This window comes from Fructobacillus tropaeoli (genome assembly GCF_001047135.2).
Lineage (GTDB): Bacteria > Bacillota > Bacilli > Lactobacillales > Lactobacillaceae > Fructobacillus > Fructobacillus tropaeoli.
In genome coordinates this window covers 241,009-256,131 of sequence record NZ_DF968078.1, presented here as the reverse complement: position 1 = coordinate 256,131, position 15,123 = coordinate 241,009, and the positions used below count along the sequence as shown (strand labels likewise).

Here is a 15,123-nt window from a genome sequence, read left to right as displayed (position 1 = left end):
ATAAGACCGATGGAACTAGAATTTTTAGGAACCGGCTCGGGCCAACCATCTAAATTTCGCAACGTGGCCAGCATTGCTTTGAAGCTGCTTGATGAGCGCAATGCTGTCTGGCTTTTTGATGTTGGGGAAGCGACCCAGCACCAGATTTTGCAAACCACGATTCGCCCACGGAAGATTGAAAAAATTTTTATTTCCCATTTGCATGGCGACCATATTTTTGGTTTGCCTGGTTTATTGTCCTCGCGGTCTTTCCAGGGCGCTGATAAAAGTGAACCATTGACGATTTATGGCCCTAAGGGCTTGAAGTCATTTGTGCAAACGGCTTTGCGGGTTTCAGACACGCACTTGTCTTACCCGGTCCACTATGTGGAAATTGAGGTTGGGACAATCTTTGAAGATGAGACCTTCCGCGTGGTAGCGGCTCCTCTAAAGCATCGGATTGAAGCCTGGGGCTTTCGGGTCGAAGAAAAGGCTCATCCAGGTGAATTACTGATTGATAAGGTGAAGGCTGATCAAATTCCAGCAGGTCCCGTCTATGGCCGCTTGAAGGCCGGAGAAACCGTCACCCTTGATGACGGTCGCGTGGTTAATGGTCAAGATTACCTTGGCCCAGCTCAGCCAGGACGGGTTGTTACCTTTATTTTGGACACCCTTCCAAACGACCAAGCAAAGATTTTGGCGCAAGGCGCAGACGTTTTGGTCCACGAATCGACCTACGGTCAAAGTAAGGAAGAAAGTAAATTAGCACGGGCACATGGACATTCAACCTCCCGTGATGCGGCTCACTTAGCACTGGACAGTCATGTTGGCAAATTAGTCTTGGTCCACATTTCTGCTCGCTACATTGGCCCATTATTAAAGAAGTTCATTAGTGATGTGAAGCATTTGTTCCCAAATACCTATGTTGCCCGTGACTTCGACGTAGTTGATGTCCCATTCAAGAAGGAGCAGCATGGTACCAAGTAATTGGCGGTTGTTAGATCAACCAGATCAAATGAGTAGCCAACGGTTACAGGAACAATTACATTTAAATCCAGTTACAGCAGGTTTTTTGGTGCAAAACGGCATCAAGGATGTGAAAGAGGCGCAGGCCTTTTTGCATCCTGATTTTCAAAGTATTCATGATCCAAGCGAATTTTTCGATATGGAAAAGGCAGTAGATCGGATTCAAGAAGCGGTGTTTACTGCCGAACCAATTTTGGTTTACGGTGACTATGATGTCGACGGTATCACGAGTACCGCGATTATGGTGGAAACGCTGACCTCGCTTGGTGCCGAGGTGACGCCCTATATTCCAAACCGCTTTGAAGACGGTTATGGACCCAATTTAACGACTTACCAACGCTTAGTTGAAGAAACCGGTGCCAGTTTGATTATCACCGTTGATAACGGTGTCAGTGGCCATGAAGCGATTGCTTGGGCGCAAGGTGCTGGCGTTGACGTGGTTGTAACTGACCACCATGCTTTACCGGAGACTCTGCCCGATGCTTATGCCATCATCCACCCACGCCATCCAGAGGGAAGCTATCCTTTTTCTGATTTATCAGGAGCGGGGGTTGCTTTTAAGGTTGCTCAGGCAATCTTAGCCGATGGACAACCGGCCGAATCATTGGAAGATTTACCAGTGGAATTTTTGGACTTGGTTGCCATGGGGGCAGTGGCCGATGTGGTTTCTTTGACCGATGAAAACCGGGCCTTTGTGACCTGGGGTCTCAAACAGATTGAGGAAAATCCCAGACCTGGTTTGGCAGCCCTGTTAAAGAGCGCCAAGCATGCCAAGGGTCAAGCAGTTTTGGCCGAGACAATCGGTTTTAAAATTGCGCCGCGGTTAAATGCAATTGGTCGGCTGGCTGATGGTCAGCTAGGCTTAGAACTCTTGTTAACGAAGGACCTAGACCGGGCCAAGGCGATTGCTAAGGAAGTGGAACAGCTCAACGATGAGCGTCGGACCTTAGTGGACACCGTTTTTGACGAGGCAAAAGAGCAAGCATTAGACTCAAAAAATCAGGAGACTAACATCTTACTGATTGCGGGTCAAGATTGGCACCAAGGTATTCTTGGCATTGTTGCTGCCCGCTTGACCGAATTGGTGAAAAAGCCCGTGGTGGTTCTTTCGCTTGTTGATGGTGTCTATAAGGGATCTGGCCGGTCCTTTGGGGACTTTGATTTGCACGCCTTCTTGCAGGCCTATGCTGACCATTTCACTAGCTTTGGTGGTCATGCCGGCGCCTTAGGGGTCAGTATGACACCGGATGAATTGGTGGTGGTCCAAAAATTGGTTCAACAAGATGGGGCTAACCTGCAATTTGCCGATCAAAAGTTGGCCGTTAACTTGGTTGTGCAGCCACGGATTTTGACGCCTGATTTTTACCAGCAATTAGCCTTGTTGGAACCATTTGGCCAGGGCAACCCACAGCCGGTCATTGCTGTTGAGGATGTGCCACTAGAATCGGTTCAATCGATGGGGGCGCTGAATCAGCACCTAAAGCTTAATATTCGTGGCGGGCGGGGCTTTGTCGAGGCCTTGGCCTTTAACCAACCTGATTTGGTAAAAGAAGCCCAAGAAAAAACGCAGGCGACACTAGCAGGTAAGGTTGGGGTGAACACCTTTGCCGGCAAAACTAGGCTGCAATTAATGCTGGAAGATTTGTCCTTTGTCGAAGTAGAGCAAAATCAGCCTACGTCAATGGAGCCAGTCGTTCGTCAGGTTAAAAAGCAAGTGGTCCAAACGGCACAGACTGCACAAGCTGCGGTTAAAAATTCATCCACAACATTGGCGCAGGCAATCGGTCAAACGAGTAGCCAAGACTTTGCCAGATTATATAAATATTTGTATGGACACCAAAATTTGGACATTATCGGGCATTTGGAAGCTGTATTATCCGAACTTTCAATGCAAGAAAAGCAATTTAAATTAATGATTCAGGTCTTTTTGGACCTCGGTTTTGTTAAAATGAATGCAGGGACCATTTTGTGTTTACCAAGTACCAGTAAAAAGCCCTTGGCAAACTCTGTCACATACCAGCGGTATTTTGCCGGTTAATGAACCCGGCTTGAGGAAATAAAAATGAGTAAAATTGATTTACATGATTATGTTGCCACAGTGGAAGATTATCCAGAACCTGGTGTTTCTTTCCGTGATATCTCACCATTGATGGGGGATGGGCCAGCCTATAAGCAAGCGATTGACCAAATCGTTGACTTTGCCAAAGACTTAGATGTCGACTTGATTGCTGGGCCAGAATCACGTGGCTTCATTGTTGGTTCGCCATTAGCCTATGCCATGGGCATTGGTTTTGTGCCAGCGCGTAAGTCTGGTAAGTTACCCCGTAAGGCTGTTTCAGCTTCTTACACATTGGAGTATGGCGGTGTCAATGAGTTGGAAATTCATGAGGATGCCATTCAACCTGGTCAACGGGTCTTGATTGTCGATGACCTTTTGGCAACTGGTGGCACCATCAATGCTACCCGCAAGATTGTGGAAGAATTAGGTGGCGTGGTGGCCGGAGTAGCCTTTATTATTGAATTAGAGGACCTCCACGGTCGAGAGAAGATTATGGAAGCCGGCGAAGTACCGTTTGTTGCTTTGATGGAATACTAAGGACTAGCACCTGGTACAAAACCGGACTTTCACAGGGTGAAATAAAGGGAAGCAGATGCTAACAACACTAGTAGTACTTTTAATTATTAACACAACCGTGGCCGTTATCACGGTTTTTCGTGAGCCACGAGATATCGCCGCTACTTGGGCGTGGATCTTAGTGCTGATTTTAATTCCAGTCCTTGGTTTTATTATTTACTCTTTTGCGGGTCGGAAGCTGTCACAGCGCCGACTTTTTGCCTATCAAGGGCAAGATACTTCGGCGATGAATGAGAAAATCGCCGATTTGATTCAAGAAGCTGATGAACGCGGTAAAAGGGAAGGACTTGTGACACGTGTGAACGAAACGCAAGCTTCCTTAGTTCAGGCTCGTTCTTTGGTCACGCTGTTTCAAAATATTAACCAGACGTCCTTGGCAACAAAAAATCAGGTTAAAGTCTTTACTTCGGGTGTGGATTTTTTTGGCCGCTTAAAAGAGGATCTGAAGCAAGCACAGGAAAGTATTAATCTTGAGTTTTATACTTTTTATAGTGATCAGTTGGGACATGAAATCAGAGACATTTTAGTCGAGCGGGCTCAAGCAGGCGTTGAGGTGCACGTCATTTACGATGCCTTGGGTTCCTTTGGAACAACCAAGCGGTTCTTTGCACCGTTACGAGATGCTGGCGGTTACGCTACGCCATTCTTGAAGCGGCGACTGACGCTGGTTGATTTTCAGTTAAACTTCCGTGATCACCGTAAAATCGTGGTGATTGATGGTCAAATTGGCTATGTTGGTGGTTTTAATATTGGCGACCAGTACCTTGGCCGGGATAAGAAATTTGGTCATTGGCGCGATACGCACTTGCGAATGACGGGTTCTGGCGTCTACTCACTTCAAGCTCATTTTCTGTTGGATTGGAACGCTTCTGAACCCAAGAGACCGATGGCGGTGACGTCAGACCGTTACTTTCCACCATTGCAATTGGCGTTGCAGGGTAAATCGAATTTACAGATTGTTACTTCTGGTCCTGAAACGGATGACGAACAGATTAAGATGGGCTATATCCGCTTAATTCAATTGGCCAAAAAGCGCTGTTGGATTCAAACGCCCTATTTAATTCCGGATGATTCAACTTTTGATGCTTTGCGAATTGCCGCTAATTCGGGCGTTGATGTTCGGATTATGGTGCCTTGCATGCCTGACCATGCCTTTGTCTATCGAGCCACTCAGTATTACGCTGCGCAGTTAGCCAAGTATGGAATTAAGATTTATTATTATCAAAATGGTTTCTTGCACGCCAAGACGATGGTAGTCGATGATCATTTGGCTTCTGTTGGTTCGGCTAATTTGGATTTTCGCTCTTTTAAGCTAAATTTTGAAGTGAATGCCTTTCTATACGATTCTGACTTAGCTCATCATCTTGCCCATGTTTTTAAGCAGGATTTAACTGTTTCCAGTGAGCAGACGGTGACTAGCTTTGCCCAACAGGGCCGTTGGCTGGTCTTTAAACAGTATGTCGCTAGGTTACTAGCACCAATTTTATAAAAATCAGATTGGCCGTCTCTAAAATTAGGTCAATAAAAAAAGAAGGCGAGAGCCTTCTTTTTTTGTTAGAATCAATCAAACTTTATCTTGCTTGACTATCAATGCACCAGATAAACGGCATCTTGAATCATGTCAAAGGCTCGGTAATGCTGATTTAAAACATCATTCAATTCCAAATCAGCCTCCTGCCAGAATTGCTTTGAATTGGTGGCACCATTTTTTTCACCAATGACAATTAAGTGAAAAGGTTGGGATTGGCTCCGAAGGTATTGTAAAATTTGCCAGTCATCGTCGCTAGTATCTGGTGCCCAAGCCATCACAAAAATTGGTTGAGAATTTGGATCATCGGCTTTGCGTAAGCTCTCTTTTACAGCCGTAAGGGCAGCTTGTTTGCTAACGGTTGTCCAGGGGACAGGACGTTCATTATCTTGTCCACTCCAATCAAGGTTATCGACGGCTTTCACAACATGTCCTTGTGCTTCTAGTGCAGCGGATAGTGCGGCATTACCGGCCATTAGCTCAACAATCGGTCTGGGGCCGGCGAAGCGGGCTAAATCCTTGACCCAATCTGTGTTTGGTAAAAACCAGAGCCCGTAGTTGACAATCAGTGTTTCTCTTAGCTCTGCTAATGCAGCATCGAGGAGGAGTCGTTCTGGATGGCGACTTAAGGATTTGACATCTTCTAGTAGGTTGGGGAGACGGTGAAGTGGTAGCTGTTGGTGATCGAGGGCAGCAAGAGTTTGAATCACCATATCGATTTTGGCTAGTGACTGTGGATCGGTCATGTATTGTTCTTTTAAATTAAGTAGTTTTTCTCGACTAAGCATAAAGAGCCCTTAAGATTGGGTAAAAACGTGTCTGGCGGCGTTTTCTCTTGTGTTTTTCTTTGGTACAGTGTTAGTGAAATGTCTTATTAGGAGTAGTATACACCATGGCTGATTTTTCTTTGACCAAAGCTGACTGGGATCAGGCTTTAGCACCTCTTTTGCCCGCAGGCTATCAACAGCAGGCCGAATCATTTTTAAACGAAGTTTATCAAGATCCCCAAAAACCAGTTTACCCCAAGCGTGAAAACGTTTTTCTGGCTTTTGAGAAAACGCCGTTAGCGCAAACGAAAGTAGTTATTCTAGGTCAAGATCCTTATCATGGCGAAAATCAGGCCCAAGGCCTGGCCTTTTCGGTGCCTGATTTTCTACCAGCTCCGCCATCACTGCGCAATATTTTAAAGGAGCTAGTCAGCGATACTGGCAACGTCCGATCCAGTCATGACTTAACGACATGGGCAAGCCAGGGTGTCTTGCTGTTAAATACGGTTTTTACGGTTGCTGCTGGTCAAGCTAATAGCCACCAAAAACAAGGCTGGGAAGAACTCTCAGATGCAGCGATTAAGGCGGCTAGCGCTGATCAACGGCCAAAGGTTTTCATTTTGTGGGGGAAGCCGGCCCAGCAAAAGGCGCGGCTAATCGATACTGAAAGGCATCTGATTTTAATGGCGCCACACCCAAGCCCATTGGCCGCTTATCGAGGCTTCTTTGGTTCTAAACCATTTTCGAAGGCCAATGCCTTTTTAGAAAGGCACCAAGAAGTCCCTGTTAACTGGTTGAAATAAGTTTGAAATTTGACCGTAAAGGGCTAATAAAAGAAAGAAACTTTGGTATACTTTAGAAAAGACTAACGAGTAAAAAGGGAGCGCAAATATGTCACTTTTCGATCAGTTTAAAACAGAAATTAAGGGTCAAAAAATCCGCCTTGTCTTTCCTGAGGGAACGGATGAACGGGTTTTGACAGCCGCTGTTGAGTTGGCCCAAGAGGACTTGGTCAGCCCAATTGTTTTGGGCGAAAAAGAGACGATTGTTGCCCTTTCAAAGAAGCTTCAATTGAGTTTAAATCAGGTTGAAATTGTTGATATCAAAACCGTTCCAACAGATCAACGCGTCAAGATGATTCAGGCCCTAGTTGAGCGTCGTAAGGGTAAAACAGACGAAAAAACAGCTGAAAAATGGCTTCAAGATGAAAACTACTTTGGCACGATGCTTGTCCAAATGGGTGCCGCTGAGGGGATGGTTTCTGGAGCAGTGCATCCAACTGGTGATACGGTTCGTCCGGCTCTCCAATTAATTAAGACAGCGCCTGGTTCCCGCCGAATTTCTGGTGCCTTTATTATGCAGAAGGGCGACCAGCGTTTCGTCTTTGCTGACTGTGCGATTAACATCGAGATTGATGCCGAAACGATGGCTCAAATCGCTGTTCAATCAGCTCGTACTGCTAAAATTTTTGGTATCGATCCAAAGGTGGCCATGCTTTCGTTTTCAACAAAGGGTTCAGCAAAGGGCGACCAAGTTGAAAAGGTGCAGGAAGCTACAAAATTAGCCAAGGAATTGGCACCAGAATTAGCTGACCAAATTGATGGCGATTTGCAATTTGACGCAGCCGTTGTTGAAAAGGTGGCCAATGCCAAGGCACCCGGCTCGACGGTGGCTGGTCAGGCGAACGTCTTTGTCTTTCCAAGCTTGGAGGCAGGCAATATCGGTTATAAGATTGCCCAACGTTTGGGCGGATTTGAGGCGATTGGCCCAATCTTGCAAGGACTGGCCAAGCCAGTTTCGGACCTTTCCAGAGGTGCTTCCAAGGATGACGTGGTCAAGGTAGCCATTATCACAGCAGCTCAAGCTTTGGCACAGCGTTAATCATCGTTTTAAAGGGGTAACCGAGTCCTTGGTTAGCCCTTTCTTGCCATTATTTCAACAAAAATCTGAATGAAAGCGGTATAAGTGTTTATGAATTTTTTTCTTAACCAAGGTATGGGTCACGGAAATTCGGGTGTCGAACATGCTCAGTTTTATCGAGCTCAATGCTTCTTAGATCGACAATTACCATTCAAAATTGTCTTTACTGATTTACTCCAGGATTTGCATATTCATATGCGTGAGTGGCATTTGCCGGAAAATCAGGTTATTGGCCTTTATGATTTTTTGTTAGCCGCTGACCCTTTGGATTACTTGGATAATGGCTTGCCTGCAGACGAAGTGCAAAACAGCCATGAAAAGATTTTAATTGATCAAACCGATACGCAGCGAATTATTACGACGCAGAGTTCTGGTAATTACCAAATTCGCCGTTTACGCGATAAGATTTTTAATACAGAAAAAAATATCTATATCGTTGATGATGCCCACGTTTCCTTGACGAAGGGCGCACATCAGGTTGAGTGGTCATATCGACAGGGTCCAGGTGAAAAAATCATGCAGGACATTCATCTGACTAATTTCTTGGGGGAAAATTACTATTTCTTGACCTTTGATGAGTTAGTGGCCTTTTTCTTAGATCAACTGGCAGCACATTTTGGACAAAATACGTACTTTGTTGACAGGGGAACGTTCTACGATGAAACTTTGGTTCGACAAAAGGCAGCAGGTTCTAAGCAGAAAATTGTTGGTATGGTCCATGCGAACCATAAGGTGAGCGAAGAGAACGGGCACATTCTTTTTAATAATTTTTATCAGTACACACTGGATCATTTAGACCAGTATGATGCGGTTGTTGTGGCAACCAAGGCACAAAAAGCGGGTCTAAAGGCTGATTTGCAAGGTTATACGGCAGAGAAAAACCTTAATAAGATCTATGCCATTCCTGTTGGTGGGGTCACAAAGCTTGGCCAAGCAAAGACTAGAAAAAATCAAAAATTAAATTTGGTAACAGCCTCTCGTTTGCACGAAGAAAAGCACATTGATCAAATTATTGACGCTGTTCAAGTTCTGGTGGAGCGTGGTCATGACGTTAATTTGACCATCTATGGCGCCGGAGCAGAGGATCAAAAATTAGCCAAGCAAATTAAGGAGCTTGGTTTGACCAATCGAGTTGTCTTAGCTGGTTTGTCTCAGCATGTGACCAAGGATTTGCAACGTCATGATGTTTTTGTTTCCGCATCATACTCGGAAGGATTTGGCTTGACTTATCTGGAAGCCTTGAGCCAGGGGCTACCAGTCGCTAGTTATGCGAATAACTTTGGCGCCAAGGAATTGATTCATCCTGGGAAAAATGGTTATTTGGCTGATTTTTTGACAACCGATGCTGACCGGAAAAACAATGTGGCCCAGCTTGCGGATGCCATTTTGTCTTGTTTCCAGGACTATGATCGGCTTTCGGCTGGTGCAATCGCTTCTTGCCGGCCATTTTTGACAGAAAATGTTGCTGAAAAATGGGCACAACTGGAGGATGAACTATCATGAAAGTTGCATTAATTAATAGTTTTGATGAACGAAACCAGCAGGCGGTTGCTTGGCAAATTAATCAGGTGCTAACTGGTGAATTGGATGAACTTTGGCTAGCAACCCCTCATGAAGATGCTGTTCAAATCGCCCGTGATCTTGGCTTGGAGTCACACCAAGTTTTTGATCTTTGTAGCCAAAGTTATCTGGCCGATCAAGCAGATGGTGAGGGAGTCTGGTTTTATGATTTAAAAGTTCCTAACCAGGGTCAATTGGTCGTCAATAAGGACTGGACGAAGAGTATTTCCGTGGCGGGTCACTTGGTGGCTGACGTACGCTGGTTTGCTAATTCCAACCGCCTCGTGCAGGCAGTGACTTGGCAAAATGAAGGCGGTCAAGTGGACCGCAAAGATATTTACCAACGCAATGGTCGTTTGTTTGCCAAACAATATTTCAGTAACGGTCAACTGCTCCAATCTGATTTTTACGTTGGCTTTGATCAGATGGTGTGCCAAGACTTTTATTTTCAAGGGATGCGTAACTTTGTCATCGATAAAAATCAGCGTCATTATGACTCTGCAGAGAACTACTTGAAACATGTGATGGAAAAGCAGGGACGCTGCGATGTCCACATTAGTACAGTCGACCGTTGTTTGGTTTTGGCACCTACTGGGACCACTTTGGCCCTCCCAGAGGGTGTTTTGGATGACCAGGGGAATGTCTGGCCTGATTTAGTCATGGTCCTAACGAATCAAAATCATGCTGTTAGCCGTGTATTGGTGGCAGAAATTGACCGAGAAAAACTAAAGAAGGCAGGCCTACCCTTAGATAAGGTTGAACTGTTAGCTTAAGGTTGATAAAGGAGAGAAGCCTTGAACATATCCTTATTGCCAACCTGGCAAGAAAATTCGAACTCAAAAAACGAGGTTGATAGTAGTCTGGCTTTGACCAAGCTCTTTTTGCGTGCCGAAGACCAGGTGACGGTTATTTTTGCCAATTACTTGCCACGGTTGAGGACCTGGCTTGGTCAGGCTCAGATTGAAGCCATTCAGTATTGGTCTGCCTATGACGAGCTGCAACAAGTGACACAAAAGGATCGTCAGCCACTTGATTTAACTGATTTTACTTGGCCAAAGAATGCTGAATTTGTTCGTATGTACGATCGAATTGTGGTCTTGGTCGATTTAGCCCACTATGCGACAATTTATTTTACTTATCCCAAAGCAGATTTGATTGATCGAATTGATTTGCTTCAAAACGGTCAAGTGGCGCAACAACTCACGATTGATGATCGGGGTTTTGTTTCGCGAGTATTGACTTACCAAGAGGAATCATTGAAGACGATTGACTATCTTAGTCAAAGCGGCGCGGTGGTTGCAACTGAAAACTGTCAGACTGGTCAGGTTCAGGCGCTGTTACCGGATGGTTCTGAGCAAACTTTTGCTGAGATGGGCGCCCTGATTGAACACCTGGTGGTTTTACATATTCAATCGCTTTCAGATCAAACGCTTCTGGTAGAACCTTCGGTAAAAAACCTAGCAATTGCCCAGCAAATTCAAGGAGATAAGCGAGTCCTAGTCTTGGACTATCCCTTTTATGGGGCTGAAATTAGTCAGGAATTAGGCCCAAATGATCTTTTATCTTTCCAGACTGTAACGGGGCAAGTGCCACTTTCATCAGCTTTCAACCTAGCCCACCAACCAATTGTACTGGGTCCCTTTGCGGTTGATTTGGCGACTAAGAATGCTGTACCGAAGAAGCACTTTGTTTGCTACTGGCGCTTGGGTTCGCTTTCAGTTGATTATGCCAACCATATCTTTACCACACTTTTCGACTTGGCAATTGAGCATGAAGATTTGGTAATTATTGTTGAAAATGACATGTGGCAAGTTGGCTTTCAGCAATTGTTAACCGAAAAATTAGGTCAATTGGCGCAGAGCCAAACGTTGCCTTTCGAACGATTAGAGACTTTACCTGCCCAGTTTGTTCTACTTGATTGGCAGGCGCCTAAAAAGCGGCAGGAGTATCTGCAAACCGCATCGGTCGTTATTGATTTGGCCGATGAGGTCGATTTGTCACTTCAGGCGCAAGCTTTGGCGCACGGCCTGCCTTCTCTGACTAAAACCCAAACGGCTTACCAGGCACCAGAGATGAAGCACATTCAAAGTGTGAGCGATATTGTTACTAGTTTGAATTGGCTCTTTGATCAGCAAAATTGGCAGGAAGTTCAGGATTCCTTGATAAAGGTTCAATCAGATTATGCTAGTGATGCTTTGGCTGCTAAGTGGCGGCTTGAGTTACGCTGATTTTAAATAAAAAAGTTATCTGTCAGAAGGTAATTGAGTTGAACGGGACTAGCTTGGTTGAAGCGATGAAGGTCAACTAAGTATTGAATAACTTTTGAAGGAGGACCGCGATGGCCCAGATGTCAATTTTACAAATTGGAGAAATGGATTGGACCGAACAGGTTCAAAACGAAAATTTGGACTGGCATTATACTGCTAGCTTGGACTTGCCTTTCTTGTTGGCTCGGCAACAAGATCCCAGATTTTTAGCTTATACATATGTTTTGTTGACCGATTCCGTGATTGATTCGACCGTTTTGGCACGTCAAATCAGGGAGTGGCCAGCTTATCGAGTTATTTATTTGGGAAATGCCGTTGGTTTCAATTGGGAGTTGAAGCAGGCTTTAGATGATCGTGGTGCTTTTTACTTTCATGAAAAAAAGCCAGAAGAGGTGGCTAATCGAATTTTTCGTGATTTGTATTTGGGACAAGCAGGTTTTCCAACTCGTTTCTCTGAAACGCAATTTTTGCCGGTCAAAAATTATCACTGGCAGCTCACACGGTCGGGACGATTTTCGACCGCAATTAGCGGCGATTTTGGCGATGATTACCAGCAAATTGGAACGCTTAAAACTTTTCCAGGTGACTATCAGCCAGGGCAAGAGAATCTTGTTTACTGTGATTATGAACAAACTGGGGATGCTGAATTAGCGTTGTGCTTTGTTTTTTATCACAATGGTAATTTACAGCAATTACAGATGATTCAAGGGCCTGCAATGCAGCGGTTGACGGCGATTAAGGCGCCGGCCTCGTATCAGGACTATCAAATTCTTGTACTTGCGAAGGGTAAAGGGTCCTTGGACCTGCATAATGTGCACCAACGGCGGTCTCGCCACGGGCTAGGGTATTTTTTACCAGGTGGAAGGCGTGATATGACCGAGGATGGGCAGGAAGTCCTTTCCTACTTTAACCCAGGTACTAAAAAGGGTCCACTTGTTGTTCTCTTTGTCGGCACTCGTCTTTATGTTGAGGGATTTGAGATGATGGGACCTTTGTCTGATTTAGGCTACCCATACTTGCTCTTTACGGATTCCAGAACACAAGGCGGAGCCTTTATGGTCGGTAATGAAGAATACGAGGATTTAGTCACGGAAAAAATCAGGAGTGCTCAAGAAACGGCCCGAGTAACGGCCGATGAATTGATTTTAACCGGATATTCAATGGGTTCTTACGCTGCGATGTATTATGCTGGTAAGGTTGCTGCTGACCATCTAGTATTGGCTAAGCCAATTATCAATTTGGGAACCTTCACCGCCCAGGGGGACTTTGCGCATAGTGGCGTTAACCATGATTGGATTTTAGATGTTCGCTATTTGTTAACCGGCCGGCTTGATCAATCTGATACCGAACGTTTAGATCAAAAATTGTGGCATTCGTTGAATCAATTGACTTGGCGCAATGGCGAGGTTTCACTCTTTACGATGACTCAAGACGAATATGATGGTGAATCATTACCAAAGTTATTGGATTATTTCCGCCATAACAATGTCACCGTTAATCGTCAGCAAATGCCTGGCCATCACGAGGACCAGGTAGATGCCATGGTCGAATTTTTGAAAAAAGAAATTAGCCGACAGGCCAAAGTAATTAAACAGGAGGGCTGGCGTTAATGCAATATCAAATCTATTGGCAACCACAGACAGTCCTCCATGAGTTACAGGGTGCAATTGTTGACTTCATTAAGGAAAATGAGGTTCATTATACGAATCATTTTTTACCTTCTGGTCAGGTTATTGCTTCATGGACGGATGCAGCGAATTACTATCGAGATAAGTCTGTTTCTGATTTACCCCGATTGAAGCCAGGTCGTACTTATCGGACAACTCGTCGAGTCCAAAATTCCAAGCGAATGCACGCATATTTGAGCTGGACATTTTTTGATGAAAAAGATCAAATTATTAGCAGTCAGTATCAAAACAGTAATTCTTTGGATTTAAAGGTGCCAAGAGTTTATAGTCATTATCGGTTAGATTTGATGTCAGCTGGAACGGGTGACTTTACTTTCTATGAGGTCACGATGGCTGAAAAAGTTGATGGCTGGCTCATGGACCAGGACCAACAGATAACCGAATACCTCGGGGCGTATTTGGCTATGCCAAATCAGCTGGCTAGTAAAACCCTTCGAGTAATCTTGGCAGAGCCAGAATTTCACCAAACAAGTTATCCAATTCAAGCAGTGAAAAAATCACCCCAGGCGGTCTTATACCTTGCTACGGATTTGCTTCATTGCCAAGATTTTTATGATGAAGCAGTCTTGAAAGTAATCAGCCAAGCCAAAAAAGAAGCCCGTGCTAAGGACGTTGAATTTGTTGGCTATGGTTTGGTTTCTTCCATGGTGGCATTGCAATACCGCCAGGCCGTGAAGGGGGCGAAGGCAATTGTTGCCAATCCCGACCAGCTTATTTTGCCATCAGGAATCGACCATTATTCAACTGATTTAGCTGCTTTTTTGTCTTCGTTACCAGAAAAAATTGAGGGATTAATGAGTGCCGATGATAGCTTACTGGTTCATTACTCTTTGGCGGACAATTCTAGCCCCATTCAGGTTATCCGCCCTCGGATAGAACTGCTGCAACAATTATCTTATCCTGAATGGCCAGAAAGTCGGCAGGAAAAGCTTGAACGGATTCGAGCAAAGCGTGAGGCTGAAAAGCAGCTTAAAAAAGACGGGCAAAATCAAAAAAGTCAAATTCAGAGTAGTGAGGTCAATAGTGATTCGTTGATTGACGAAAAGCAAGATAGTGATTCGGATATTCAGCAAAACGAAGAGAGAATCGCTACTGAAAAGAGTCTGTTAGCAACTGGTACCAATCAAGGGGTTGCGCCTGACCAACCTTTGCCACCATTAGGCCCGGTTTTGGTGCCTAGAGACTTACCACCATTGACAGAAGGTAGTCAAGAATCTGCATTATCCCAGTTAGGAATTTCGGTGAATCAAAGCCAGGTAGTTGACCAGCCATCAGAGTCACCAGATGGTTTGCCATTAATCGATTCGACTCAGGAAAAAACGGTCCAGGAGGATCAAGGTGAAACTGAGCAAGCAGAACAAAATGATTCAAAAGAGTCTGTGGGGTCAGAACCAAAGGATGTAAAGGAGTCAGTGAAGTCAGATCAAACTGATGAAGCGGAGTCTTTGGAGTCAGATCAAACGGATGAAGGAGAGTCCTTGGGGTCAAATCAAGCTGATGAAGAAGAGTCTTTGGAGTCAGAAACGGATGCAGAAGAACGATTAAGGTTAGAACATGATGAGATGAGGCATGAACAAAAGAATGCTTTAGATGCCGAGGAAATACTGCAAGAAGAGCAATTAGCAGCTGAATCAAGTCAGGTAGCAGAAGATGAAACAGATTCGGTAACGAGAAAAGTACAGGAAACACGAGAACAACGAATCGCAAAGGCTGAAGCCAACCGCCAAAAACAGCTTTTAGGCTTTTTCACTAG

The 15,123-nt window shown here is 44.9% G+C and carries 12 protein-coding genes; 11 read left to right on the top strand and 1 reads right to left on the bottom strand.

Translation table 11 applies throughout. The features are described from left to right. The first annotated feature begins 9 nt into the window (after positions 1–9). Genes rnz through cls form a run of 4 tightly spaced genes read left to right on the top strand, consistent with a single transcriptional unit; the run spans position 10 to position 5,129 of the window. Positions 10–966, top strand: coding sequence for a ribonuclease Z (gene rnz, locus AOQ32_RS01195; RefSeq protein ID WP_059393218.1), 957 nt, complete (start codon positions 10–12; stop codon positions 964–966). Further along, positions 953–3,043, top strand: a complete 2,091-nt coding sequence (recJ, locus tag AOQ32_RS01190; protein WP_059393217.1) for a single-stranded-DNA-specific exonuclease RecJ — start codon at positions 953–955, stop codon at positions 3,041–3,043. The genes rnz and recJ overlap by 14 nt, the downstream gene beginning before the upstream one ends. A gap of 24 nt (positions 3,044–3,067) precedes the next feature. Further along, positions 3,068–3,601, top strand: coding sequence for an adenine phosphoribosyltransferase (locus AOQ32_RS01185; protein ID WP_047974364.1), 534 nt, complete (start codon positions 3,068–3,070; stop codon positions 3,599–3,601). Between the two features lie 55 nt (positions 3,602–3,656). After that, entirely contained in the window at positions 3,657–5,129 is a 1,473-nt protein-coding gene (gene cls, locus AOQ32_RS01180) for a cardiolipin synthase (protein ID WP_059393216.1), read from the top strand. Between the two features lie 98 nt (positions 5,130–5,227). Here cls and AOQ32_RS01175 read toward each other — a convergent pair whose 3' ends face one another. Then, positions 5,228–5,914: a hypothetical protein gene (locus AOQ32_RS01175; protein WP_059393215.1), complete on the bottom strand. Its 687-nt coding sequence runs from the start codon at positions 5,912–5,914 to the stop codon at positions 5,228–5,230. Between the two features lie 146 nt (positions 5,915–6,060). Between AOQ32_RS01175 and AOQ32_RS01170 the strand changes: the two genes are divergently transcribed. From AOQ32_RS01170 to asp3, 7 genes are all read left to right on the top strand, one after another. After that, positions 6,061–6,738 carry a uracil-DNA glycosylase gene (locus AOQ32_RS01170; RefSeq protein ID WP_059393214.1) on the top strand — a complete coding sequence of 226 codons (678 nt, stop codon included), beginning with the start codon at positions 6,061–6,063 and terminating at the stop codon, positions 6,736–6,738. 88 nt (positions 6,739–6,826) lie between these two features. After that, on the top strand, positions 6,827–7,816 hold the full coding sequence (pta, locus tag AOQ32_RS01165) for a phosphate acetyltransferase (RefSeq protein ID WP_059393213.1): 990 nt from the start codon (positions 6,827–6,829) through the stop codon (positions 7,814–7,816). A gap of 90 nt (positions 7,817–7,906) precedes the next feature. Beyond that, positions 7,907–9,358 carry a glycosyltransferase gene (locus AOQ32_RS01160; protein WP_059393212.1) on the top strand — a complete coding sequence of 484 codons (1,452 nt, stop codon included), beginning with the start codon at positions 7,907–7,909 and terminating at the stop codon, positions 9,356–9,358. Next, the gene (locus AOQ32_RS01155; RefSeq protein WP_059393211.1) at positions 9,355–10,188 is read left to right on the top strand and encodes a hypothetical protein; all 834 of its coding nucleotides are present in this window, start codon (positions 9,355–9,357) and stop codon (positions 10,186–10,188) included. Before AOQ32_RS01160 ends, AOQ32_RS01155 begins: the two co-directional genes overlap by 4 nt. 21 nt (positions 10,189–10,209) lie before the next feature. Next, on the top strand, positions 10,210–11,643 hold the full coding sequence (gene asp1 / locus AOQ32_RS01150; RefSeq protein WP_059393210.1) for an accessory Sec system glycosyltransferase Asp1: 1,434 nt from the start codon (positions 10,210–10,212) through the stop codon (positions 11,641–11,643). A gap of 110 nt (positions 11,644–11,753) precedes the next feature. Continuing rightward, on the top strand, positions 11,754–13,292 hold the full coding sequence (gene asp2 / locus AOQ32_RS01145; protein ID WP_242976699.1) for an accessory Sec system protein Asp2: 1,539 nt from the start codon (positions 11,754–11,756) through the stop codon (positions 13,290–13,292). Next, a partial coding sequence (asp3, locus tag AOQ32_RS01140; protein WP_059393209.1) for an accessory Sec system protein Asp3 occupies positions 13,292–15,123 on the top strand: 1,832 nt, incomplete at its 3' end. The genes asp2 and asp3, both read left to right, overlap by 1 nt.

Coding starts and splice junctions, on each gene's coding strand:
- AOQ32_RS01160 (WP_059393212.1), top strand. CDS start 7,907: ATGAATTTTTTTCTTAACCAAGGTATGGGTCACGGAAATTCGGGTGTC.
- AOQ32_RS01175 (WP_059393215.1), bottom strand. CDS start 5,914: ATGACCGATCCACAGTCACTAGCCAAAATCGATATGGTGATTCAAACT.
- recJ (WP_059393217.1), top strand. CDS start 953: ATGGTACCAAGTAATTGGCGGTTGTTAGATCAACCAGATCAAATGAGT.
- cls (WP_059393216.1), top strand. CDS start 3,657: ATGCTAACAACACTAGTAGTACTTTTAATTATTAACACAACCGTGGCC.
- AOQ32_RS01170 (WP_059393214.1), top strand. CDS start 6,061: ATGGCTGATTTTTCTTTGACCAAAGCTGACTGGGATCAGGCTTTAGCA.
- asp2 (WP_242976699.1), top strand. CDS start 11,754: ATGGCCCAGATGTCAATTTTACAAATTGGAGAAATGGATTGGACCGAA.
- rnz (WP_059393218.1), top strand. CDS start 10: ATGGAACTAGAATTTTTAGGAACCGGCTCGGGCCAACCATCTAAATTT.
- AOQ32_RS01185 (WP_047974364.1), top strand. CDS start 3,068: ATGAGTAAAATTGATTTACATGATTATGTTGCCACAGTGGAAGATTAT.
- AOQ32_RS01155 (WP_059393211.1), top strand. CDS start 9,355: ATGAAAGTTGCATTAATTAATAGTTTTGATGAACGAAACCAGCAGGCG.
- pta (WP_059393213.1), top strand. CDS start 6,827: ATGTCACTTTTCGATCAGTTTAAAACAGAAATTAAGGGTCAAAAAATC.